The organism is Lichenicoccus sp., from assembly GCF_965277665.1.
GTDB lineage: Bacteria > Pseudomonadota > Alphaproteobacteria > Acetobacterales > Acetobacteraceae > Lichenicoccus.
The window spans coordinates 508,285-530,284 of sequence record NZ_OZ255835.1 but is presented as its reverse complement, the minus strand read 5'-3'; the positions used below and the strand labels follow the sequence as shown (position 1 = coordinate 530,284).

General features: G+C 69.4%; 20 protein-coding genes. 3 read left to right on the top strand and 17 right to left on the bottom strand.

Annotation, left to right across the window (positions count from 1 at the left end; translation table 11 throughout):
• Positions 1-81 precede the first annotated feature (81 nt).
• Complete coding sequence (gene ccmI / locus ACQY4O_RS02425) at positions 82-801, top strand: c-type cytochrome biogenesis protein CcmI (RefSeq protein WP_428374654.1); 720 nt, start codon at positions 82-84, stop codon at positions 799-801.
• Positions 802-993: 192 nt separating this feature from the next.
• Here ccmI and ACQY4O_RS02420 read toward each other — a convergent pair whose 3' ends face one another.
• The 17 genes from ACQY4O_RS02420 to ACQY4O_RS02340 form a co-directional block, all read right to left on the bottom strand.
• Positions 994-1,437: a hypothetical protein gene (locus ACQY4O_RS02420; protein ID WP_428374653.1), complete on the bottom strand. Its 444-nt coding sequence runs from the start codon at positions 1,435-1,437 to the stop codon at positions 994-996.
• 312 nt (positions 1,438-1,749) lie between these two features.
• A complete protein-coding gene (locus ACQY4O_RS02415) occupies positions 1,750-3,195 on the bottom strand; it encodes an NAD(P)(+) transhydrogenase (Re/Si-specific) subunit beta (RefSeq protein ID WP_428374652.1) in 1,446 nt (481 codons plus the stop codon).
• A gap of 9 nt (positions 3,196-3,204) precedes the next feature.
• Positions 3,205-4,779 (bottom strand): Re/Si-specific NAD(P)(+) transhydrogenase subunit alpha, encoded by a 1,575-nt coding sequence (locus ACQY4O_RS02410; protein WP_428374651.1) that lies wholly within the window; start codon positions 4,777-4,779, stop codon positions 3,205-3,207.
• A gap of 168 nt (positions 4,780-4,947) precedes the next feature.
• Positions 4,948-5,898 carry an alpha/beta fold hydrolase gene (locus tag ACQY4O_RS02405; RefSeq protein WP_428374650.1) on the bottom strand — a complete coding sequence of 317 codons (951 nt, stop codon included), beginning with the start codon at positions 5,896-5,898 and terminating at the stop codon, positions 4,948-4,950.
• Between the two features lie 10 nt (positions 5,899-5,908).
• On the bottom strand, positions 5,909-6,112 hold the full coding sequence (locus ACQY4O_RS02400) for a hypothetical protein (RefSeq protein WP_428374649.1): 204 nt from the start codon (positions 6,110-6,112) through the stop codon (positions 5,909-5,911).
• Between the two features lie 191 nt (positions 6,113-6,303).
• Positions 6,304-7,866, bottom strand: coding sequence for a c-type cytochrome (locus ACQY4O_RS02395; RefSeq protein ID WP_428374648.1), 1,563 nt, complete (start codon positions 7,864-7,866; stop codon positions 6,304-6,306).
• Complete coding sequence (pufC, locus tag ACQY4O_RS02390) at positions 7,863-8,957, bottom strand: photosynthetic reaction center cytochrome PufC (protein ID WP_428374647.1); 1,095 nt, start codon at positions 8,955-8,957, stop codon at positions 7,863-7,865. Before pufC ends, ACQY4O_RS02395 begins: the two co-directional genes overlap by 4 nt.
• Positions 8,957-9,958, bottom strand: coding sequence for a photosynthetic reaction center subunit M (gene pufM, locus ACQY4O_RS02385; RefSeq protein WP_428374646.1), 1,002 nt, complete (start codon positions 9,956-9,958; stop codon positions 8,957-8,959). The genes pufC and pufM overlap by 1 nt, the downstream gene beginning before the upstream one ends.
• 4 nt (positions 9,959-9,962) lie before the next feature.
• Positions 9,963-10,787, bottom strand: coding sequence for a photosynthetic reaction center subunit L (gene pufL, locus ACQY4O_RS02380; protein ID WP_428374645.1), 825 nt, complete (start codon positions 10,785-10,787; stop codon positions 9,963-9,965).
• A gap of 66 nt (positions 10,788-10,853) precedes the next feature.
• Positions 10,854-11,054: a light-harvesting antenna LH1, alpha subunit gene (gene pufA, locus ACQY4O_RS02375; protein WP_428374644.1), complete on the bottom strand. Its 201-nt coding sequence runs from the start codon at positions 11,052-11,054 to the stop codon at positions 10,854-10,856.
• Positions 11,055-11,066: 12 nt separating this feature from the next.
• On the bottom strand, positions 11,067-11,327 hold the full coding sequence (gene pufB, locus ACQY4O_RS02370; protein WP_428374643.1) for a light-harvesting antenna LH1, beta subunit: 261 nt from the start codon (positions 11,325-11,327) through the stop codon (positions 11,067-11,069).
• A gap of 39 nt (positions 11,328-11,366) precedes the next feature.
• Positions 11,367-12,875 (bottom strand): chlorophyllide a reductase subunit Z, encoded by a 1,509-nt coding sequence (bchZ, locus tag ACQY4O_RS02365; protein ID WP_428374642.1) that lies wholly within the window; start codon positions 12,873-12,875, stop codon positions 11,367-11,369.
• 2 nt (positions 12,876-12,877) lie between these two features.
• Positions 12,878-14,323: a chlorophyllide a reductase subunit Y gene (gene bchY, locus ACQY4O_RS02360; protein ID WP_428374641.1), complete on the bottom strand. Its 1,446-nt coding sequence runs from the start codon at positions 14,321-14,323 to the stop codon at positions 12,878-12,880.
• Positions 14,324-14,325: 2 nt separating this feature from the next.
• Positions 14,326-15,288, bottom strand: a complete 963-nt coding sequence (locus tag ACQY4O_RS02355) for a chlorophyllide a reductase iron protein subunit X (RefSeq protein ID WP_428374640.1) — start codon at positions 15,286-15,288, stop codon at positions 14,326-14,328.
• Positions 15,285-16,217, bottom strand: coding sequence for a chlorophyll synthesis pathway protein BchC (bchC, locus tag ACQY4O_RS02350; protein WP_428374639.1), 933 nt, complete (start codon positions 16,215-16,217; stop codon positions 15,285-15,287). The genes ACQY4O_RS02355 and bchC overlap by 4 nt, the downstream gene beginning before the upstream one ends.
• A gap of 89 nt (positions 16,218-16,306) precedes the next feature.
• Positions 16,307-17,398: a methyltransferase gene (locus tag ACQY4O_RS02345; protein WP_428374638.1), complete on the bottom strand. Its 1,092-nt coding sequence runs from the start codon at positions 17,396-17,398 to the stop codon at positions 16,307-16,309.
• 26 nt (positions 17,399-17,424) lie between these two features.
• Positions 17,425-18,300, bottom strand: coding sequence for a polyprenyl synthetase family protein (locus ACQY4O_RS02340; protein WP_428374637.1), 876 nt, complete (start codon positions 18,298-18,300; stop codon positions 17,425-17,427).
• A 100-nt stretch (positions 18,301-18,400) separates the two neighbouring features.
• Here ACQY4O_RS02340 and crtD point away from each other — a divergent pair, with 100 nt between their 5' ends.
• Both crtD and ACQY4O_RS02330 read left to right on the top strand, forming a co-directional pair.
• Complete coding sequence (gene crtD / locus ACQY4O_RS02335) at positions 18,401-19,981, top strand: 1-hydroxycarotenoid 3,4-desaturase CrtD (protein ID WP_428374636.1); 1,581 nt, start codon at positions 18,401-18,403, stop codon at positions 19,979-19,981.
• A gap of 1,556 nt (positions 19,982-21,537) precedes the next feature.
• Positions 21,538-21,984 carry a hypothetical protein gene (locus ACQY4O_RS02330; RefSeq protein ID WP_428374635.1) on the top strand — a complete coding sequence of 149 codons (447 nt, stop codon included), beginning with the start codon at positions 21,538-21,540 and terminating at the stop codon, positions 21,982-21,984.
• Positions 21,985-22,000: the final 16 nt, after the last annotated feature.

The window sequence follows — 22,000 nt, the reverse complement described above, 5'->3', positions numbered from 1 at the left end:
AGAATCGGGGTCTGGGGCCTTGAGGCCCCAGTGGGTCAAAGGCAAAGCCCTTGCCTCGCTTTGCCAGGCTAAATCCCAAGCATGATCTGGCTCCCGATCATCCTGCTCACCGCCCTGGTGCTGCTGCCCTGCGCCGTCGCCCTGCGGCGGCGCCCGGGCCTGCAAGACCGCCACGAGGCGGCGCTGCTGCTGCATCGGGCACAGTTACAGGAGCTAGACCGCGACCGGGGAGACGGGTTGATCGCGGACGGCGAGCATGCCTCGGCGCGGCTGGAGATCCAGCGCCGGCTGCTAGCCGAGGCCGACCGCGGCGATGATGCGACGCAGGCCGGTGGCCGGGCGCCGGTGCTGGTCATGCTGGCGCTGGTGCCGGTTGCGGCGGTGGTGCTGTATCTGAGCGAGGGGCATCCGGGGATGCCGGCGCAGCCGGCGGCGCTGCGCATGAGCGAGGCGGATGCCCGCCTGCGCGAGGACGCCCAGCTGATCGGCATGCTGAAGGCGCAGCTCGCGAAGCTGCCGCCTGGTGCGGCGAGCGCGCGCCAGGGCTATATCCTGCTCGGGCAGGCGGAGGCGACGCAGGGCGACTGGGCGAGTGCGGCGGTGGCCTGGCGGCAGGCGCTGCGGGACGGACCGTTCGAGCCGACGCTGGCGGCGCAGACCGCCGAGGCGCAGGCGCGCGGTGACGGCGTTGTCAGCGCGGAGACCGCGGCCTTGTTCCGGCAGGCGCTGGATGCGGCGCCGAAGGATGCGTCGTGGCGGCTGCTGGCCGAGCAGCGCATCGCGCAGTCCGAGCATCACTGAGGCAGAATTTCATTAACTGCGGTCGTCGGCGAGGTCTTGTCATTTCGGGACGGGTTTACGCAACGCTAAATCCCGTGGAGAAAACCGTCTTCTATCTTGTCCCGAAAATGGAGGTTTGCGGAACAGTCAGTGCCGAGGCACTGCCTATCACCCGCCCTATGTCCTGAGGTGCCATTAAAGTGGAGGAAGTAGCTAGTAATTAGTGACGGGTGCAGAGAAGGTAATCTCGAAGTTGCACCCGTCTGCTTTATCCGCAGCCTCGACGAAAATCCTAGCAGAGTTGTCGAAATATCTGCCGAATGCTGCCGGAAATGTTCCCGTTCCGCCTAAGCTCTCTTCGCTGTCGACAACATTAAGCTGGCCATACGTCTGGCTTAGATAGCGACGTAGCTCGTTCATTATTGTACAAGGCTCACGAATGGTTCCGGAATCCATAACTATTATCGAAAGCTTTCCCCCTGTACAGCCCTGTATCGTCCTGGGCATGCTGCTGAAGTTGAGTTGAAGCTCAACCGGATAACCGTCGATATCCGTGGAAACCGAGTAGACCATTACTGCCTCATGAAGGCGACGGTGTAGGGGTGCTACGCATTTGAGCGGTAACTTGGTTGCTGCTCGGACCTCTTCTGCAGACATGCCGAACTGCATGTTCTGCCAACCCGTTAAACGTCTGACTTCTTCAGCAGTGCTCGCTGAGCTCGAAAAGAGGGCCAGGATGGCTGCAAGATGCACAATGTACGCTCGTGCCATATTTCGCTTCTCTGCGCCTATATAGATTATGAATTACCAGGCTACTGCTACCAGGGAAGAGGCGTTACAGTGGCCCCGTCCCAAGATAGCTCATCGTCGACTTTGTACCGCAAACCGGGGTTTTGGGAACGAGCATGAATGCGACCAACCCAGGTCCTGCTCCACTCATACAGGCGGGTCGCCAGGGTATCGACCGGGTCAGTTGACCTGACCAAGCAGCTCTCCCAGCGACTGCTTCGCGTCTCCATAGAACATCCGCGTGTTCTCCTTGTAGAACAGCGGATTCTCGATTCCCGAGTAGCCCGTCCCCTGGCCACGCTTCAGGACGATCACGGTCTTGGCCTTCCACACCTCCAGCACCGGCATGCCGGCGATGGGCGAGTTGGGATCGTCCTGTGCCGCGGGGTTCACGATGTCATTCGAGCCGATGACGATGGAAACATCCGTGGCGGGAAAATCCTGGTTGATCTCGTCCATCTCGAGAACGATGTCGTAGGGCACCCTGGCCTCGGCCAGCAGCACGTTCATGTGGCCGGGCAGCCGGCCGGCAACCGGGTGGATGCCGAAGCGGACCTCCTTGCCCTGGGCGCGAAGCTTGCGCACCAGCTCGCTGACCGCCTGCTGCGCCTGGGCCACGGCCATGCCGTAGCCGGGTACGATGATGACGCTGCCGGCATCGTTGAGGGCGGCTGCCACCCCGTCGACGTCGATGGCCACCATTTCGCCCTCGATCTCCTGCGCCGGGCCGGTGGGGGAGCCGAAACCGCCAAGGATGACCGAGACGAAGCTGCGGTTCATCGCCTGGCACATGATGTAGGACAGGATCGCACCCGACGAGCCAACCAGCGCACCGGTCACGATCAGCAGGTCGTTGCCGAGGGTGAAGCCGATCGCGGCCGCCGCCCAGCCGGAATAGGAGTTGAGCATCGAGACCACCACCGGCATGTCGGCGCCGCCGATCCCCATGATCAGGTGCCATCCGATGAACAGGGCGACGAGCGTCATCAGGATGACCGACCAGATGCCGGCACCGCTCAGAAAGGCGACGAGGAGTGCCACGGACAGGATGGCTGCGCTGGCATTGAGGACATGGCCGCCGGGGAGTTTCTTCGCCTTCCCGGTGATCTTCCCGGCGAGCTTGCCGAACGCGACGATCGATCCCGTGAAGGTGACGGCGCCGATGAAGATGCCGAGGAATTCCTCGACCTTCAGGATGGCGACCTCGGCCGGCGTCTTGCTGGCCAGCACGGACGCGAAGCCGGTGAGTGCCCTGAGGCCATCGGTATCCGCCGCATGCTGCAGCGCCTCGACATGGCCGTACTCGATCTCGGCGTTGTAGCCGATGAGGACGGCGGCCAGCCCGACGAAGGAGTGCAGTGCCGCCACCAGCTGCGGCATCTCCGTCATCCCGACCCTTCTCGCGAGAGTGGAGCCGATCAGTCCGCCGATCAGCACCATGACGACGAGCAGGGCGTAGCCCCCGGAGCCCGGTCCGATGACAGTGGCCAGCACCGCGAGCGCCATGCCGACGATGCCATACCAGACGGCGCGTTTGGCACTCTCCTGTCCCGACAGGCCACCGAGCGAAAGGATGAAGAGAATTGCCGCCGCAATGTATGCGGCCGACACAATGCCGAAGGACATGGTCGCCCCCTACGACTTCTGGAACATGGCGAGCATCCGGCGCGTGACCAGGAAGCCGCCTGCGATGTTGATGGAGGCGATCAGCACCGCGACCGCCCCGAGTCCCAGCACGAGCCGATTGCCCGATCCGAGTTGCAGGAGCGCACCGAGGATGATGATTCCGGAGATTGCGTTGGTCACCGCCATGAGCGGGGTGTGTAGCGCGTGGCTGACTTTCCAGATCACCTGGAAGCCGACGAAGCAGGCGAGCGCGAAGACGATGAGGTGGCTCATGAAACTGGGCGGCGCGACCGAGCCGAGCAGCAGCGTCAGCACCGTGCCCACCAGCAGCAGCGCGACCTGATATCGGGTCGTCCGGCGGAACGCGCCCGTCTCGGCGGCCCTCCTCTCCTCCGGCGTCGGCTGCTTCTCCTTCGCCCTCGGCTTCTGCGCGGCGATCGCCTTCACCTTCGGCGGCGGCGGCGGGAAGGTGATCTCGCCTGCGAAGGCGACCGTTGCGCCACGGATCACGTCGTCCTCCATGTCGTGAAAGACGATGCCGTCCTTTTTCGGCGTGAGATCCGCGATCATGTGGCGGATGTTGTTGCTGTACAGGGTGGAGGCCTGGGTGGCCATGCGGCTCGGGAAATCGGTGTAGCCGATGATGGTCACGCCATTGTCGGTGACGATCCTCTCGTCTGGCACGGTGAGGTCGCAGTTGCCGCCGCGCTCGGCGGCCAGGTCGATGATCACCGAGCCGGGCTTCATCGCCTCCACCATGTCCTTCAGCCAGAGCTTCGGCGCCGGCCGGCCCGGGATGAGCGCGGTGGTGATGACGATGTCGAGCTCTGGCGCCAGCTCGCGGAACTTCTCGAGCTGCTTGTCCCGGAACTCGGGACTCGAGGGCGCGGCATAGCCGCCGCTCGCCGCGCCGTCATGCTGGGCTTGTGCGAAATCGAGGAAGACAAACTGCGCGCCCATGCTCTCGATCTGCTCGGCAACCTCGGGACGCACGTCGAAGGCATAGGTGATGGCGCCGAGGCTGGTGGCAGCACCAATCGCGGCCAGGCCGGCGACACCGGCGCCGATGATCAGGATTTTTGCCGGGGGCACCTTGCCCGCGGCCGTCACCTGGCCGGTAAAGAACCGGCCGAAATTGTTGGCGGCCTCGATCACGGCGCGATAGCCGGCGATGTTCGCCATGGACGACAGCGCGTCCATCTTCTGAGCGCGGCTGATGCGGGGCACCATGTCCATGGCGACGACATTGACGCCGATCTGCTTCGCTTCTTCGAGAAGCGCCTCGTTCTGCGCCGGATAGAAGAACGAGACGAGGGTCTGTCCCTTGCGCAGCAGGGCAAGCTCGGGGGGTTCCGGTGGACGCACCTTGACCACGAAGTCGACGGCTTGCACGAGCGCGCGCGCATCCGGCATCACCGCGACACAAGCAGCCTGGAAGGCCGCATCCGGGAAGCCCGCCGCGACGCCCCCGCCCGCTTCCACGAAACAGCTATGCCCCAGTTTCTGGAGCTGGGCCGCGCTTTCGGGCGTCATCGCGATACGCGATTCGCCTCTGAATGTCTCTCGGGGAGCGCCGATCTTCACCTGTTCAATCCTTTGAAACTCTGTCTCTACGCCGACGAGTGGCACCCCATGCACAAACGCCACGACGCCGGAGGTCCGGGCAGGGCAACAGACCAGTGCGCGCGCCGCACCGAAGAAGCGGTCCCACTCGTCTGCAATCCATCGGTGGCAGTCTCTGACCCGGCAGCACTAGCTACGGGGACTGGCCAGGAACTCCAGCACCGGTGCGAGCGACCGGTCCGGTGCTTCCTCGAACGGCACGTGGCCGAGGCCGGGCAGGGTCACCAGCCGCGCGTTCGGCATCGCATCGGCATAATCTCGGGCGTTGGCTACGGGGATCATGCCGTCGCGGTCGCCCCAGAGCAGCAGCGTCGGCGCCCGGATGCGGCGCAGCAGCGGCACCGGGTCCTGCAGCATCACCTGCTGCATCCTGGCCAGCATGGCGACGCGCACGCCGGGGGCCAGCATCAGGTCGCGGTAGCGCGTGACGATCGCCTCGGTCAGGTGGCTCGGATCGCCATAGGCGGGCACCAGGCTGGAGCGCAGCATGGCACGCGGCATGACATAGGGCAGCAGCCGCACCATCAGCGGCAGCTTCGCGCGGCGGCCGTATTCGAAGCCCGGGCTGGCGAAGCCGTCCGGCGAGATCAGCACCAGGCGGTCGACCCGCTCCGGATGGTCGAGGGCGAAATTCCAGGCGATCTTGCCGCCTAGCGAGTTGCCGATCAGCGTGCCCCGGGCGATGGCGAGCTGGTCCATCAAAGCGAGCAGCACGTCGACGCTGCGCGCATCGGTGTAGTCGCCGGTCGGATCCTGCCCGGTCAGGCCGAAGCCCGGCAGGTCGAACCGGATGACGCGGTAGCGTGCCTCGAGGCGGGCGGCCCAGGGTTCCCAGGTCTGCAGGCTGGCACCGAAGCCGTGCAGCAGGATCAGGACCGGGGCATCGCGTGGCCCGGTATCCCGGACATGCAGATGCAGTCCGGCGACATCGCGGATATCCGACGGCGCCCGCAGATAGAGCTCATCGAGTTCGGCTGCCGGCTTGTCGGGCGTGTAGAGCCAGCCGGCGGCGCCGAGCAGCGCCATCACCGGCAGGGCGACGGCAAGCGCCACCCAGCGCCGCGCCCGCGGATTGATCAAGTCGGCGTCTTCAGCCCGGCTGCAGCAGCACCCAGTAGATGACTTGCCAGTACGGTCCGACAAAGAGCAGCACCGCTGCTGCAGCACCCGTCCAGACCAGGATCGACAGGCTCGAGAGCCAGCCGCCGATGGTGCCCCTGCGCCAGCCAAAGAAACTGCCGCCGGCGAGCCAGAGCCAGACCACGATCACCGCGACAAACAACCAGAAATACATCGCCGCCCCTCTGTCCTTCGTCCGAAAGAGCCCGTCCGAGAATGCGCTACGCTGAGCGAGAGTGCCGCGCTGCGGCACGGCCGTCGTGGCTGTCGAGAACCGGAGCGGAGCGGCCTTTATGGCCGTGAGCACCGGAAGCGCAGAAAGCCGCGTCGGATCGCCAGCGTAGTAGCATTATCGGACGGGCGCTCTCAGTAGGCGCCGTTGGTGATTAGTTGCACATAAACCCGCTCGGCAAAGTGCGTGAGCTGCCACACGCGCTGGTCCGGCTGCAGGCCGGGCATCTTCTCGACGACCGGGCAATAGGCGACGGTCAGCCCATTCACCAGGTCGTCGCGCTTGATCTGCGGCGCCACCGATTTGACGCGGCTGATGATCGCATTCGAGCTCTGCAGCAGATTCGCCTCCGTGGTCTGCTGCAGCAGCGCGCCGATGCCGTTCGAGCTGTCGTCCAGCACTTTCGCCAGGTCGTCCTGCGCCAGCGCCGGGCATCCGTTCGGCCGGCTGCCGTTGAGGATGGTGCGGGTGTCGCGGCGCAGCAGCGACACGAGCAGCGTGGTGGCGTTCGCCGGCGCCCGGTTCGACCAGGCCTGGCGGACATAGTTGGTGGCGGCGACGATCTCCTTGTCGCTCATCGCGGCACCCACGCCTGGCATCAGGCCGTACGGGCCGCGCGCCTGCAGGCCGCCGAGCACGATGCGGATCACGTCCTGCGGTCCGCCGGCCAGCACCATGCCGTTGCCGTCCAGCGCCGGGATGCGCTCGCTGACACCCTGGCCGTTATCCTGGTGGCAGGAGGCGCAATGGCTGAGATAGGCGGCGCGCCCGGCTGCCATCGCATCCTGGCGGAAGCGGGAATCGACCGGGCTGTAGACCGCCTCCGCAGGCAGCGACTTGAGATAGACCGACAGCGCATGCAGGTCGCTGTCGGTCAGGTGTGCCGTGCTATAGTCGACCGTCTCCGACATCGGGCCGGCCACGGTACCCATCGACTTCGAGTGCCCGTATTTGAAGAACGAGACCAGGTCGTCGACGCTGTAGCGCCCGATGCCGGTCATGTTGTCCGGGCGCAGGTTCGGGGCGTACCAGCGGGTGATCGGCGCACCCAGCACGTTGCCGGCGATGGCGGTGTTGCCGAGGAAGTTGCGTTTGTTGTGGCACTCGCCGCAATGCTCGAGGCCGCCGAAGATATAGGCGCCGCGATTGAGCTCCGCCGACTTTGACGGATCCGGCTTGAACTCCTCGGTCGGCACGAAGACCGCATCCCACAGCGCGATGCCGGCCCGGAAGGTGAACGGAAACCAGATTTTGTTCTCCAGCCGCGGTGCGTGCACCGGCTTGAGCGAGAACAGGTAGGCCTTGATCGCCAGCAGGTCGGCTTTCGGCACCGTCGCGTACCATGGATACGGCATCGCCGGATAGATACGCTGGCCGTTCGGGCGGATGCCGCGCTGCATCAGACGGATGAAGTCGTCATCGGTATAGTAGCCGATGCCGGTTTCGCGGTCGGGCGTGATGTTCGGGGTCGAGATGTCGCCAAACGGCATCTGCATGTACTGGCCGCCGGCGAATTTCGGATAGCCGGGGGCGGCGTGGCAGCCCACGCAGTCGCCCATGTCGGTGAGGTATTTGCCCTTGGCGATCAGGTCCGCGGAGGCCGGCTGGGTCTGGGCCATCGCCCGGCCAGGCAGGCAGGCCAGCAGGGCCAGCGCCGCCAGCCCGGAAAAGCTTGCTACCCGATCGCTGCGAGTCACGGCGCGTTCCTCTGGGCAAGGAGTGGATAGGCAGCCAGGTCGCTGGCTCCGTAGAACGGCTTGTAGGCGCCCTGGTGGCAGGTGGCGCAGTTGATCTTGGCGACGTCCCCGGTGGGACCGCGGCGTCCGGCCGGGAACACGTCGGTCAGGGGTAACATGTAGTTCCGGTTCAGGTTGCGAACCATCTCGATGCCATACCAGGCCGGAACACGGTTCGGTGTGCCCTGGTCCCATGACGCGAAGTTGTTGGTGTTGTGGCAGTAGGTGCATCCCACGCCCAGCGATGTCGCGAAATGCACCATCAGCCCGTAGGTCCACTCGGCCTGCTTGGTCGAGGCGTTGTTGCCGATATTGAGGTCGCTGGTCCCGGTGACGCGGATCGGCATGGCGTTGAGCAGGAACGGCGTGAACGGGTCGCTGGCCAGCGTGGTCAAGCCGGATGCCTTGGACACCCCGCCCTGGCCGGTGCCGGCATCGGCGATGTTGTGTCCGGCTCCGGGCGGCGGCTCGGTGAACCAGACCTCCTGCGGGATCGAGTGGCCGCGATGGCAGGTGTAGCAGGTGACGCCGACCCCGCCGACATGGCTCTTCCAGTTGGTGTTGATCTCGCGCGTCATCTGGATCATGCGGCGCGTGACGGTCTTGGTGTAGAGGCTGTCGCTGGCCATGTTGTTCAGCGAGTGGCAGTAGGCGCAGCCGGCGGCCGGATTGATCCAGGTCGCGAACGCGCCCATCTGGCGCAGGAACTGGTTGGCATCCGCCGCCCCCAGCACCTTGATGTTGTGATAGGCCTGGGCCGAGGAGCGTCCGGCATCCGGCACCGCGGGCAGCGTCGGACGCAGCCGGTTGGCTTCGAACTGCGGCTTCAGCAGGCGCGGATTATATTCCGCCTCCATCGCGGTGCCGCGATAGCCGAGCTGCACCGAGGTGACCGGCAGTCGCTCCAGGGTCGCGCCGAAGGCGAACACCAGGGCCGCGGCAAGCAGCCCGACGATCCAGGCCCGGGTTCGCCAGGGATGCAGCGCCATGCCGGTGATGCTGCGGCGCAGGACCAGCGCCACCAGTTCCAGCGGAGCCGTCAGGGCGCGCATCACTGCAGCACTCCACGCAGATGGCCGGGATCGGGGATCATCGGATAGACGCGCGGATACATCGGCGCGATGCCGTGCTTGACGCCCCACAGATACCAGTTATCCACCACGGTGCCGGTGAGCAGGATGCCGATGCCGCCGGTCAGCGTGCACAGCACCGCGAACCACCAGGCCCAGCGATGGATGGATTCGAAGGAGGCGTTGAACCCCATGATCCAGCGCCAGAACAGCGCGGCACGCTCCGCCGCGGTGCCGCGGTCGGTGGTGAGCTCGATCTCGCGCTCCGCCCAGTAGCGGCTGGTCGCCAGGATGGTGCCGCCATGCATCGCGAACAGCAGCGTCGAGCCATACAGGAACACGATCGAGAGCATGTGGAACGGGTCGTAATAGAGATTGCCGTAGCGGACCGAGAGCGCCGCGGTCCAGTCCAGGTGCGGGAAGATCCCGAACGGCACCGCCTCGCCCCAGGAGCCCATCAGCACCGGACGGATGAAGCCGTCCACCAGGTAGAGCCAGATCGCGGATGCGAAGGCCCAGGCAACATGGGTGCCCATGCCCAGCGCCCTGGCCCGCTGGTACACCCGCACCCACCACAGCAGGATCGCGAGCGTCAGGAAGAAGCCCGCCATCAGCCACCAGCCACCCTGCGCCAGCGGCGGGATGTGCAAGCCGTAGGCGGGTGCCGGCGGCTCGAGCGCCAGCCAGGGCAACTGCCGGATGAACTGCACCGGATCCCAGTTCACCGAGGCCAGCATGTTGAGCCCGATGATCTCGAAGGCGATGAAGCCGCAGATGATCGAGGCGAGCCCGACGGCACCGAGATAGAACGGGCCGACCTGCGCCGATCCGATGAAGCCGAGCAGGATGGAGGTGCGGGGCCGGCCGCGCCGGAACTCGTTGCCCGACTTGAGCAGCGGCCCGGGATCGAACGGACCGTCCACATGGGTGCGGTTGAACAAGTTCTGATATTCGAGGCCGAAGGCCGCGCGATAATCGAACATGACCTTACCTCCAGAACGGCAGGTTGAGCCACCAGTTCCACCATTCCGGCCAGCCACGGGTCCAGAGCGGGCCGCTGATGACGATGCAGATCGCACTCCACACCCCGGCATTGATCGCGCAGAACCAGCCGAGCCGGTGGATGCCGAGCGGGCCGATGGAATAGACGATCAGGTCACGAAAGAAGCCGTCCTCGTGCGCCGAGGTCTTGACCGGCTCGTCGCCCGGTGGATTGAGCGACGACAGCACCGCGCCGCCGTGCATCGCGAGGATGAAAGTGGTAGTGAAGAAGAACGTCACGGCGATCATGTGCGCCGGATTGTAGTGGAACTGCAGGTGCTGGTAGCCGACATTGGAGACCCAGTCGAGATGACTGAGGATCCCATACGGGAAGCCGTGTCCCCATCCGCCCATCAGCACCGGCCGGATCACCTCGAGGGTGAAGTAGGCCAGGATCGCGCCGCTGAAGGCGATCGGGACATGCAGCCCCATGCCGAGCTTGCGGGCGATCTCGACCATCCGCAGGGCCCAGGAACAGAAGGCGCCAAGGGCGCAGAAGGTGATCCATTGCCACAGTCCGCCCTCGCGCAGCGGGGCGAAGCCGAGCCCGTAGCTGAGGTCGGGAGGGGCAATGTTGATGCGCCAGACATTCCAGGTCGGGCCGATCGCCGCACCCCAGATGATCAGCAATGTTCCCACCAGCGAGAAGAACGCCGTGGTGACGCCGAAGAACCCGACATAGAACGGGCCCACCCAGAAATCGAAGAGATCGCCGCCCACGAGCGTTCCACCGCGAACGCGATACTTGTACTCGAAATTCAACATCGCCATAGTTGCGGTCTCCTGCCCGAGGGGGGCGGTCTCCTGCCGGGGCGGTCCTCTATCGTGCGGTCGTCGTCACGGCTTTGCCGGCTCCGGCAGCGGCGTCATCTGCTGGACCTGCGAACCGCCGAAGCGGTCATGGCTCGGGCCGTCCAGCCAGTTGAAGCGGTCCGTGCTGAGCAGGATGAAGTGGATGATGAGCGCCAGCGTCAGCAGGAAGACGAACAGGCCGACCAGCGCCCGGCGCGGGTCGAACAGAACCCAGATTCGCCACATGGCATGTCCTCCCTAGGCAAAGGCGGCGAGCAGATGCCCGGCCGCGTGCATGATGGCCGGATGCATCTGGAGCGCGCTGGCCAGGTGCGTATGATCCAGCATTGCGGTGTGGTAGCTGCCGCCCCAGGGACGCCACAGCCAGGCTAGGATGTGTGCCACCACGGCGATCGCCACGAAGACGATGAAGCTGAGCACGAAGAGCCGGTTGAACTCCTTCGCCTCGCCATCCGTCAGGCCGGACAGGGTTGTCCGACGGTCCGGTTCAAGTGCCATCCGTTTGTTCCTCCATGATACGATGAAACCCCTGTTGCCTCATGACACGGCGACCGTCGCCTCGGCGTGCCGAGCGAGCGCTTCGGCGGCGCCGAGCGAGCGTTGTGCGCGCTCCAGCGTCACCCGTGTCTCCTGCGCCTCGTGTGCATCACGCTCGATGCGCTCACGCAGCTTCTTTGCCGCCGAGATGCGAACCAGGAACGGCTCGCGCTCGAGGTGCCGGTCGAGCAGCTGCGCCGCGGACGCATCCCACAGCAGTTCGACCTCACCGCGCGCGTGCGTCGCCTCGATCGCGTCGAGGTCGCCGGCGAGCGGCAGCATGTTGAACAACGCGTCGAACAGGGCGTTGCAATATTCCTGGACGAGATAGGTGGCCCCGGCATAGCCCATGAACGGGGTGCCGGTGCTGCGCCGGATGATCGCGCCGGGGAACGAGGCCGGCACGAAGATGCAGCGCGCCTTCTGCTCGACGGCGTAGATGCGCTCGTTGTTCGAGCCGAACAGCACCAGCGGCGGCGACGTCTTGAGCGAGGCGCGCACGGCCTGGTTGTCGGGTTTGACCCCCGGGCGTCGCGCGACCGAGAAGCTGCACGGAATGCCGAGCTCGTCGGCCAGGAAATGCCGCACCCCGCGTTCGTAGGTCTCGGTGGCGACGATGGCGAAGCTGCCGGTGGCGAAGAAGTCCTGCGTCACCGAGCGCCAGAGATCCCAGATCGCCTTGATGGTGGTGTGCTTCTCGCGCTCGATGAACGGCTCCGGATCGACACCGGCGAGTTCCCCGAGGCGGCGCAGAAAGGCGGTGGTGGCGAACACCCCGATCGGCGCCTGCAGATAGGGCTTGCCTAGCTCCTCGCACAGCTTGCGGCCGAACTCGCGATACAGGCAGACATTGACCGAGGCGTCCGCCAGCCGCGGCGTGTCGTTGATGTGCGCCTCGATCGGATAGACCAGGTTCACCTCGCAACCGATGCCTTCGATCAGCCGGCGGATCTCGTGCACGTCGGACGGCATGTTGAAGGTGCCGTGGATGGCACCGATGATGTTGACCTTCGGCCGCGCCGCGACCGCCGCCGGCGCCACCTCCTTGCCGCCCTTGCGGATCGCCGGACGCGGACCTCCGGACTTCTTCTGGCCGAACTGCGTCCACAGCCAGAACAAGGCGCGGTCGGCGCACTGCCACTGGTCGTCGTCGATAGTGCGCGGAATGAAGCGCAGCAGGTTGGAGCCTTCCGGCGTCACGCCGCCGCCGATCATCTCGGCGATGCTGCCGGTCACCACGACGCCCGGCATTTTCTGCTCGCCGACGCTGTTGGCGCGGCTCAGCGCCGCCTCGGTGCCGTGCATCGACAACGCGTCTTCCGACAGGCCGGTGACGCTGACCGGCAATTCATGCGGCGGCAGCGCGTCGGTGTAGTGCAGCACCGCGGTGACCGGCAGGTTCTCGCAGCCGACCGGACCGTCGATGATGACGCGCAGTCCGCTGATGGCGGAGAACACATACACCGCGCCCCAGTAGCCGCCGGCGCGATCATGGTCGATCACCAGCATCGTCAGGCCCCCGTCTTCGCGATGGGTATTGCCGCGGACGGTGGTGTGCCGAAGAACGAGACCATGCGCGCGAACCGCTCGCGGCCGCCGGTCTGCGCGCGCACGATCTGCGCCATCGCGCCGATGCCGGGCAGGCCGAGCAGCGGCCGGCCCGACACCATGTTGGTGTAGTAGATCGCGGGGATGCCCTGCTCCTTGGCCTTCTGCACCACCGGCGTGGTGCCGATCGCGAGATCCGGCCGAACCACGCGCATCGCCTGCAGGTCCTGCTCCAGCGAGGCCCGGAACTGCACGTGCACGCCGCGCGCCTCGAGCCAGATCCGGTCCGCCTCGGTCCAGTCGGTGGCGGGGCAGGCGGTGCCGACATAGGGCAGTTCGGCGCCGGCCTCGACAAGCAGGCGGGCTACCAGCAGCTCCGACCCCTCGTAGCCGGACAGCGTGATGCGGGCGTTGACCGGGTTGGCCGCGAGTGTCGCGCGCAGCGCCGGCAGGGACGCATCGAGGGCTGCATCCAGGCGCGCTTGCGGCACTCCTGCGGCGGCGGCGAGAGAGCCCAGCCAGGCTTCGGTGGCAACGGCGCCGACCGGGCCGGAGGCCACGATCGGCCGGCCGGCGGCGGCGAATTCGCGGAACGCGGCGGTGTAGAACGGATGCACCGCGGCCACCACGGCACAGTCCAACGCGCCATACAGGTCGCGCCACTCGCGCGCCGGCGTCGGCGGGGCGATGCCGAGACCCAGCGGCGCCAACAGGCCGGCCGCCACCATCGGGTCGGCGGGAAACATCTCGCCGACCATCGCTACGGTGGGCTGGTCGCCCTGCTGGCCGCGCGGCCGCTGCACCGGCCCCGCCTCGATCTCGGAGCGCGCCGCGCGCAGCATGGCGCCGGCCAGCACGTCCTTGGCCTCGGCATGCGTCGGCACGCCGAAACCGGGCACGTCGATGCCGATCACGCGCACGCCGTTGATCTGTTTCGGCAGCAGGTCGAGCGGCACGCCGGAGGCGGTCGGCACGCAGAGATTGATCACCACCACCGCATCGTAGTTCGCCGGATCGGCGGTCTCGATGACGGCGTCGCGGATGTCCTCGAACAGCTGGCCGCGCACCAGGCTTTCCGAATTGAACGGCACGTAGCCGACGCTGCGGCGCGCGCCGTAGAAGCGCGAGGTGAAGCTGAGGCCATAGACGCAGCAGGCCGAGCCGCTCAGGATGGTGGCGACGCGGCGCATGCGCAGGCCGACGCGCAACGATCCGAAAGCCGGGCACATGGATTGCGGCTGGTCGTGCGGCCCGCGCGGATAATCCGCCAGCAGCCGATCCACCGACGCGGCGCTGCCGGCCGCGCGTGCTGCCGCCAGCAGGGTCTCGCGACCGCCATGGCAGCCGGCATCAGACGCCGCCGGTACCGAGGTTGCGGGAACCGAGAGGCCGGGATCGTAGTCATCCATGCCTACACGCCCTCGTAGATGACTTCGAGCGAGGGCTGCTCGATCGCCGCGATGCCGGCGCACATGTCGGACATGCTGGCCGGCTCGAGCACGACGCCGCGCCCGACCGCATCGCCCTTGAACAGGTCGAGCAGGTTGTCGTGGCTGAGCGGACTCGGACGCAGCGGCGGGGCGTCCGCCACCTGCGTCGCCAGCGACATGAACAGCGGCTCCCACGGGCTGCCCGGCCGGCCGATGATCTCGTAGTTGGCACTCTTGCGGCGGATGTCGTCATCGGCGGGAATCGCGGCGAGCACCGGAATGCCGACCGCCTGCGCGAAGGCCTGCGCCTCGCCGGTGCCGTCATCCTTGTTGATCACCAGGCCGGCGACACCTACATGGCCGCCGAGCTTGTTGAAATACTCGACCGCGGAGCAGACATTGTTGGCGACGTAGAGCGACTGCAGGTCGTTCGAGCCGACCACGATCACCTTCTGGCACATGTCGCGCGCGATCGGCAGGCCGAAGCCGCCGCAGACCACGTCGCCGAGGAAGTCGAGCAGCACGTAGTCGAAACCCCAGTCGTGGAAACCGAGCTTCTCCAGCAGCTCGAAGCCGTGGATGATCCCCCGCCCGCCGCAGCCGCGGCCGACTTCGGGTCCGCCGAGTTCCATCGCGAACACGCCGTCGCGCTTGAAGCAGACATCGCCGATCTCGACCTTCTCGCCGGCGAGCTTCCTGCGCGACGAGGTCTCGATGATGGTCGGGCAGGAGCGGCCGCCGAACAGCAGCGAGGTGGTATCGCTCTTCGGATCGCAGCCGATCAGCAGCACGCGCTTGCCGTGCTGCGCCATCGTGTAGGACAGGTTCGCCAGCGTGAAGCTCTTGCCGATGCCGCCCTTGCCGTAGATCGCGATGATCTGGGTCTCCGGCTTTGCCGGCACATCGGCGCCTGCCTCAGGCACGATCTGGGTGTGTGCGTTCATGCCGAGGCGCTCCAGTCGAGGATCATCTTGAGGCAGCCGATATCGTTGAAGGCGGTGTGGTAGGCGTCCTGGGCGGCGGCGGCCGGCCGGCGATGCGTGATCAGGCCGTCCAGCGACAGAAGCCGCTCCGCGATCAGACGCTGCACGACCGCAAGATCGTCCGGCTTCCACTCGGCCGCACAACGCAGGCGCGCCTCGCGCATGAAGGCCGGCGGAAAGCTGAACGACAGCGCGCCGGCATAGAAGCCGGCAAGCACGACCTCGCCGCCAGGGGCGAGACGCGCGATCAGGCCGTCCAGCAAGCCGGCATCGCCGCTCGCATCGACGATGCAGCGATAGGAGCGGCCGGCATCCTGGGCCGCGGTGGTGACGACGTAGCCGTCGGCGCCGGCACTGCGGTCGGCGAGCGCCTCCCAGACCACCGGCGCCGGATGGCCCAGTGCGATCGTGATGCGTGCGATCAGCCGTCCGAGCACGCCATGCCCGACCACGAGATCGGGCGCCTGCTGGCCAACGGCGTGATGCGCGGTCGCGGCCAGGGCCAGCAAGGTGCCGCGGTCGCCGAGATCGTTCGCGATGGGCGCCACGCGCGCGCCGCCGGTCACCAGCCGCGCCGCCGCACCCCCGAACAGGCCACGCACGGCACCGAAGCAGCGCGCGCCTGGGACGAACACCATCTCGCCCGCGGTACGACCGGATGCGGCGCCGGCCTGCACGATGCGGCCGACGGATTCGTAGCCGGGCACCAGCGGATATCCCATGCCGGGGAAGTCGGGCATGCGCCCGGACCAGAGCAGCCGCTCGGTGCCGGCGCTGATGCCGCTCCAGGCGACGTCGACCACCACGTCCGCGTCGCCGGGTGCCGTCAGGTCGAGCGGCTCGAGGGCGGCATGCCCGGGGGCGCTCATCACGACAGCCAATGTGCGCATGGAATCCCCTCCAAGGCTGTCAGGCTAGCGCTACAGGAAATTGTGTCAACCATCTTTGACAGGTTGTGGCGACAAATCAGGCTGACAGGTCAGCTCGCGGCGATCATCTGCGTGACCAGCGGCAGGCGTGTGGCGAGCAGCCTGGACTTCGAAAAGCCGGCTGCGCGCAGCATCGCCTGCAGGCGCCGGGCGCTGCGCGGCGTGCCGCTGCCCATCGCCAGCAGGTAGAAGCCGAAGTAGGCATCCCCCATCGCCTGCGCGCCAGGTGTTTCGGCCATCGGCTCGATCACCAGCAGGGTGCCCCCGGGGGCCAGCGCCGCGCGGGCGGCGCGCAGCAGGCCGCGCACGGTTTCATCCTCGTGGTCGTGCAGCACACGCACGAGCGAGATCAGGTCGGCGCCCGCCGGCAGCGGATCGTGGCAGAAATTGCCGGCTTGGACGGTCGCGCGCGCGGACAGACCGTCCCGCGCGAACCGCGCCTGCGCCAGCGCCGCGACCGCCGGCAGATCGAACAGGACGAGCCGCAACCCGGCGGCGCGCCGCCCTGCCGCCACCAGGAAGCTGCCATCGCCGCCACCCACATCGAGCAGCACCCGATGCCGGCGAACATCGTAGGCGGCCAGCGCCTGCTCGGCGACCATCGCCTGCGATGCGCCCATCAGCGCCGAATAGGCGGCAGCCTCGGCCGCATCGGGTGGTGCCGCGTTCGCGGCATAGGGCCAGTGGCGGGCGAGACGGGTCGGACCGCTCTCGCCGCGCAGCAGCGCCACCGGATCGCGCAGATCGTCGTACAGCAGCCGGTGGTGCGCGATCATCGCCGTCACGCCCGGATTGTCGATGAGTGCCGCGCCGGCACGCCCCAGTCCGAAGCGGCCGCCACGCCGGCGTCTGGCGATGCGGAGCGAGGCCGCCGCGTTCAACAGCCGTGTCGCGGCCGCGGGGGACAGAGCCAGGCGGATCGCCAGCGCGTCGGTCGTGGCGGCGCCCTGCAGCAGGATGCGCGGCAGGTCGAGCTGCACGCAGGCCAGCAGGACCTGCGAATAGACGAAGCCCGCGGTGAGGTCGAACACCGCGCGCGCCCGGCGCCGCGCGATCGGCCGCGACGGCGGAAAGGCGCCGGCGATGGCGCGAAACCGCGGACTGCTCTGCAGCCGGTCGGACAGCGACCACCAGAAGTCCAAGCCGGCAGTCTCGCAAGAGGAGCCGGTCAGGCGGCCTGGGACGCGGCGACGGCCGGCAGCAGCAGGCGCCGCAGTTCGCGCCGGATCAGCGCGGTCAGCAGCGACGCGCCGGGGCAGTCCGGGATCGAGGCGACGGAGGCCGCGACCAGCCGGTCGAGATGATCATGCGCGCCGTCGAGCCCATGCCGGAGCACAGCGCTCGGCCGCCCGAGGGCGAGATCCTGGCCGCACGGCTTGCCCAGCATCGCCGCGTCGCCGACGCTGTCATTGATGTCGTCGGCAACCTGGTAGGCCTCGCCGAGACAATCACCGAGGGCGCGCCATTGCGCCGGATCGGCCCCGGCGGCGATCGCGCCGGCCTGGGTGGCGCAGGCGAACAGCGAGGCGGTCTTGGCGCGCTGGTAGGTTTCCAGCACCACCTGGCTCTCGCACTCCCAGGCCTGCCCGGCGACCAGGCCATGCGGCGAACCCGCGGCGCGCGCGACCAGGGCGGTCAGCGGCGCCAACAGCGCCGGACGCTTGATGCCGAGTGCCAGCGTCTCGAAGGCGAGCACGATCAGCGCATCCCCCGCCAGCACCGCAAGCGGCTCGCCGAAGGCACGATGCACCGAGGGCAGCCCGCGCCGGGTTGGAGCGTTGTCGAAGCAGGGGAGATCGTCATGCACCAGGGAGGCGCAATGCAGCAGCTCGATCGCCGCACCCGCGACCTCGGCGATTGCGGCCGCCCGCGCGTCGGCACCGCAGGCCAGCGCCACCGAGAGGCAGAGCCGCGGACGGACACGCGCGCCACCCGGGAACACCGCGTGGCGGACCGCCTCGGCCAGCAGGGGCGGGCCGTCCGGCTGGTCGCTGCGGGAGAGCGCCGCTTCCAGCACACGCTTGATCCGGATCAGGATGTCCATCGGACGCCACCCCTCGAAGCGGCAGGCTTCATGTCAGGTTTGCCTGTCGTCCGACACTGTCAATCATGTTAGACACTCTCGTCAACAACTGGATGGGCTGGTGACGGCACTTCGGCAGCATCGGGTGACGATCGTGGGGGCCGGCATGGCTGGCCTCGCCGCGGCGATCGACCTGGCGTGGCGCGGCATCGCGGTCACCCTGCTGGAACGCGGGCGCGGGCCCGGCGGCAAGATGCGCACCGTCGCCCTGTCGGATCCGCTCTCCGGCAGCGCCGCGGTGCTGGATGCGGGGCCTACCGTGCTGACCATGCGCGACGTGTTCGAGGCGCTGTTCGCCCAGAGCGGCAGCGCGCTCGAGGACCATGTCGTGCTGCATCCGGCCGAGCGGCTCGCCCGGCATGCGTGGAGCCACGGTCCGGCGCTCGACCTGTTCGCCGATCCGGCGCGGTCGCGTGATGCGATCGGCGCGTTCGCGGGTGCCCAGGAGGCGCGCCGCTACGATCAGTTCCGCCTGCGGAGCGCAGAGATCTATCGCACGCTCGATACATCCTTCATGCGCGCGGCCCGGCCGAGCGTGGTCGAGCTGACCCGCCGGGCCGGTCCCGCCGCGCTGTTCGGCATCGGCCCGTTCACCCGCATGGCGAGCGCCCTCGCCCGGCATTTCCACGATCCGCGCCTGCGCCAGCTGTTCGGCCGCTATGCGACCTATTGCGGCTCGTCGCCCTACGAGGCGCCGGCCACGCTGATGCTGATCGCCCATGCCGAGCAGAACGGCGTCTGGTTCGTCGAAGGCGGCATGCACCGGCTGGCCCTGGCGATGGCCGCGCGTGCGGCAGAGCTCGGCACCGAGATCCGCTACAATACCGACGTACGCGAGATCGCCGTCCGGCATGGCCGCGCCGGCGGCGTCGTGCTGGGCAGCGGCGAGACGATCGCGGCCGACGCGGTGCTGTGCAACGGCGATACCGCGGCCATCGCAAGCGGCCTGCTCGGCGCGGCCTGCGCCGGCGCGGTGCCGCCCACGCCAGCGCACGCGCGCTCGCTGTCCGCGGTGACGTGGGCGGTGCTGGCGTCCGCCACCGGGTTCGAGCTGATCCGGCACAACGTGTTCTTCGGCAGCGATGCGCGCGGCGAATTCGACGACCTGTTCGCACAAGGCCGCCTGCCGGTGTCGCCGACGGTCTATGTGTGCGCGCAGGATCGCGAGACCGGCCAGCCGCCGCCGGATGGGCCGGAGCGGCTGCTCTGCCTGGTGAACGCGCCCGCGACCGACGACACCACGCCGCTCGACAGCACGGAGCTCGATGAATGCACGCAACGGATGATCGCGCGGCTGGCACGCGGCGGCCTGCACCTGAGGATGCAGGCCTCGCTGCGGACCAGCCCCGCGGACTTCGCGGCTTTGTTCCCGGGGACGGGGGGCGCGCTGTACGGCCCGGCATCGCACGGATGGGCGGCATCGTTCCGCAGGCCGGGCAGCCGGTCGGCGCTGCCGGGCCTGTACCTGGCGGGCGGCAGCGTGCATCCGGGTCCGGGGGTGCCGATGGCGACGCTGTCCGGGCGACTGGCGGCGGCGCGGATGCTGGCGGACCTCGCTTCGATGCGCTCGTCGCACCCGGCGGCTACGTCTGGTGGTACATCGATGCGCTCGCACCGGACGGCGAGACCGGCCTCACGCTGATCGCCTTCATCGGCAGCGTGTTCTCGCCGTACTATGCCTGGATGCGCAGGCTTGGTGCCCAAGCCGCCGAGTCGCATTGCGCGCTCAACGTGTCGCTGTACGGGCGCCAGAGGCGCTGGGCGATGACCGAGCGGGGCGCAAGGCGGCTGCAGCGTGACGCGCAGCATCTGGCGATCGGCCCGAGTCTTCTGCGCTGGCATGACGGCGTCCTCGACATCGAAATACGCGAGCGCTGCTGCCCGCTGCCGCGCGGCATACGTGGGCACGTGCGCGTGCGTCCGCAGGCGCTGACCGGCCAGCGTCTGGCGCTGGATGCGGCCGGGCTGCATCGCTGGTCGCCGATCGCGCCGCGCGCCCCCCCCCCCCCCCCCCCCCCCCCCCCCCCCCCCCCCCCCCCCCCACCCCCCCCCCCCCCCACCCCCCCCCCCCCCCCCCCCCCCCCCCCCCCCCCCCCCCCCCCCCCCCCCCCCCCCCCCCCCCCCCCACCCCCCCCCCCCCCCCCCCCCCCACCCCCCCCCCCCCCCCCCCCCCCCCCCCCCCCCCCCCCCCCCCCCCCCCCCCCCACCCCCCCCCCCCCCCCCCCCCCCCCACCCCCCCCCCCCCCCCCCCCCCCCCCCACCCCCCCCCCCCCCCCCCCCCCCCCCCCCCCCCCCCCCCCACCCCCCCCCCCCCCCCCCCCCCCACCACCCCCCCCCCCCCCCCCCCCCCCCCCCCCCCCCCCCCCCCCCCCCCCCCCCCCCCCCCCCCCCCACCCCCCCCCCCCCCCCCCCCCCCCCACCCCCCCCCCCCCCCCCCCCCCCCCCCCCCCCCCCCCCCCCCCCCCCCCCCCCCCCCCCCCCCCCCCCCCCCCCCCCCCCCCCCCCCCCCCCCCCCCCCCCCCCCCCCACCCCCCCCCCCCCCCCCCCCCCCCCCCCCCCCCCACCCCCCCCCCCCCCCCCCCCCCCCCCCCCCCCCCACCCCCCCCCCCCCCCCCCCCCCCCCCACCCCCCCCCCCCCCCCCCCCCCCCCCCCCCCCCCCCCCCCCCCCCCCCCCCCCCCCCCCCACCCCCCCCCCCCCCCCCCCCCCCCCCCCCCCCCCCCCCCCCCCCCCCCCCCCCTCCCCCCCCCCCCCCCCCCACCCCCCCCCCCCCCCCCCCCCACCCCCCCCCCCCCCCCCCCCCCCCCCCCCCCCCCCCCCCCCCCCACCCCCCCCCCCCCCCCCCCCCCCCCCCCCCCCCCACCCCCCCCCCCCCCCCCCCCCCCCCCCCCCCCCCCCCCCCCCCCCCCCCCACCCCCCCCCCCCCCCCCCCCCCCCCCCCCCCCCCCCCCCCCCCCCCCCCCCCCCCCCCCCCCCCCCCCCCCCCCCCCCCCCACCCCCCCCCCCCCCCCCCCCCCCACCCCCCCCCCCCCCCCCCCCCCCCCCCCCCCCCACCCCCCCCCCCCCCCCCCCACCCCCCCCCCCCCCCACCCCCCCCCCCCCCCCCCCCCCCCCCCCCCCCCCCCCCCCCCCCCCCCCCCCCCCCACCCCCCCCCCCCCCCCCCCCCCCCGGGTCGAGGTCGCGCTGGAGACGCCCGATTTGCACTGGACCGGCGACGGCTATCTCGACAGCAACGACGGCGACGGGCCGCTGGGGGCGACATTCCGGCGCTGGGACTGGTGCCGGGCGCCGCTGTCGCAGGACCGCACCGCCATCCTCTACGATGCGACCGACCGCAGCGGCGAGACCCGGGAGCTGGCGTTGCAGGTCGACCGCAGCGGCCGCGCAACGCCGTTCGAGGCAGCCGCGCAGGTGCGGCTGCCGCGCACGCGGTGGCGGCTGCCGCGGCATACCCGCTCGGATGCGACCGGCGCTCACATCGCACGCACGCTGCAGGACAGTCCGTTCTACGCGCGCTCGGTGCTGCACACCAACCTGCTCGGCGAACCGACCTCTGCCATGCACGAGAGCCTGGATCTGGATCGTTTCGCAGCACCCCTCACCCAGGCGATGCTGCCATTCAGGATTCCGCGCGCCTTCTTCTGATGACTTTGTGAAGCGG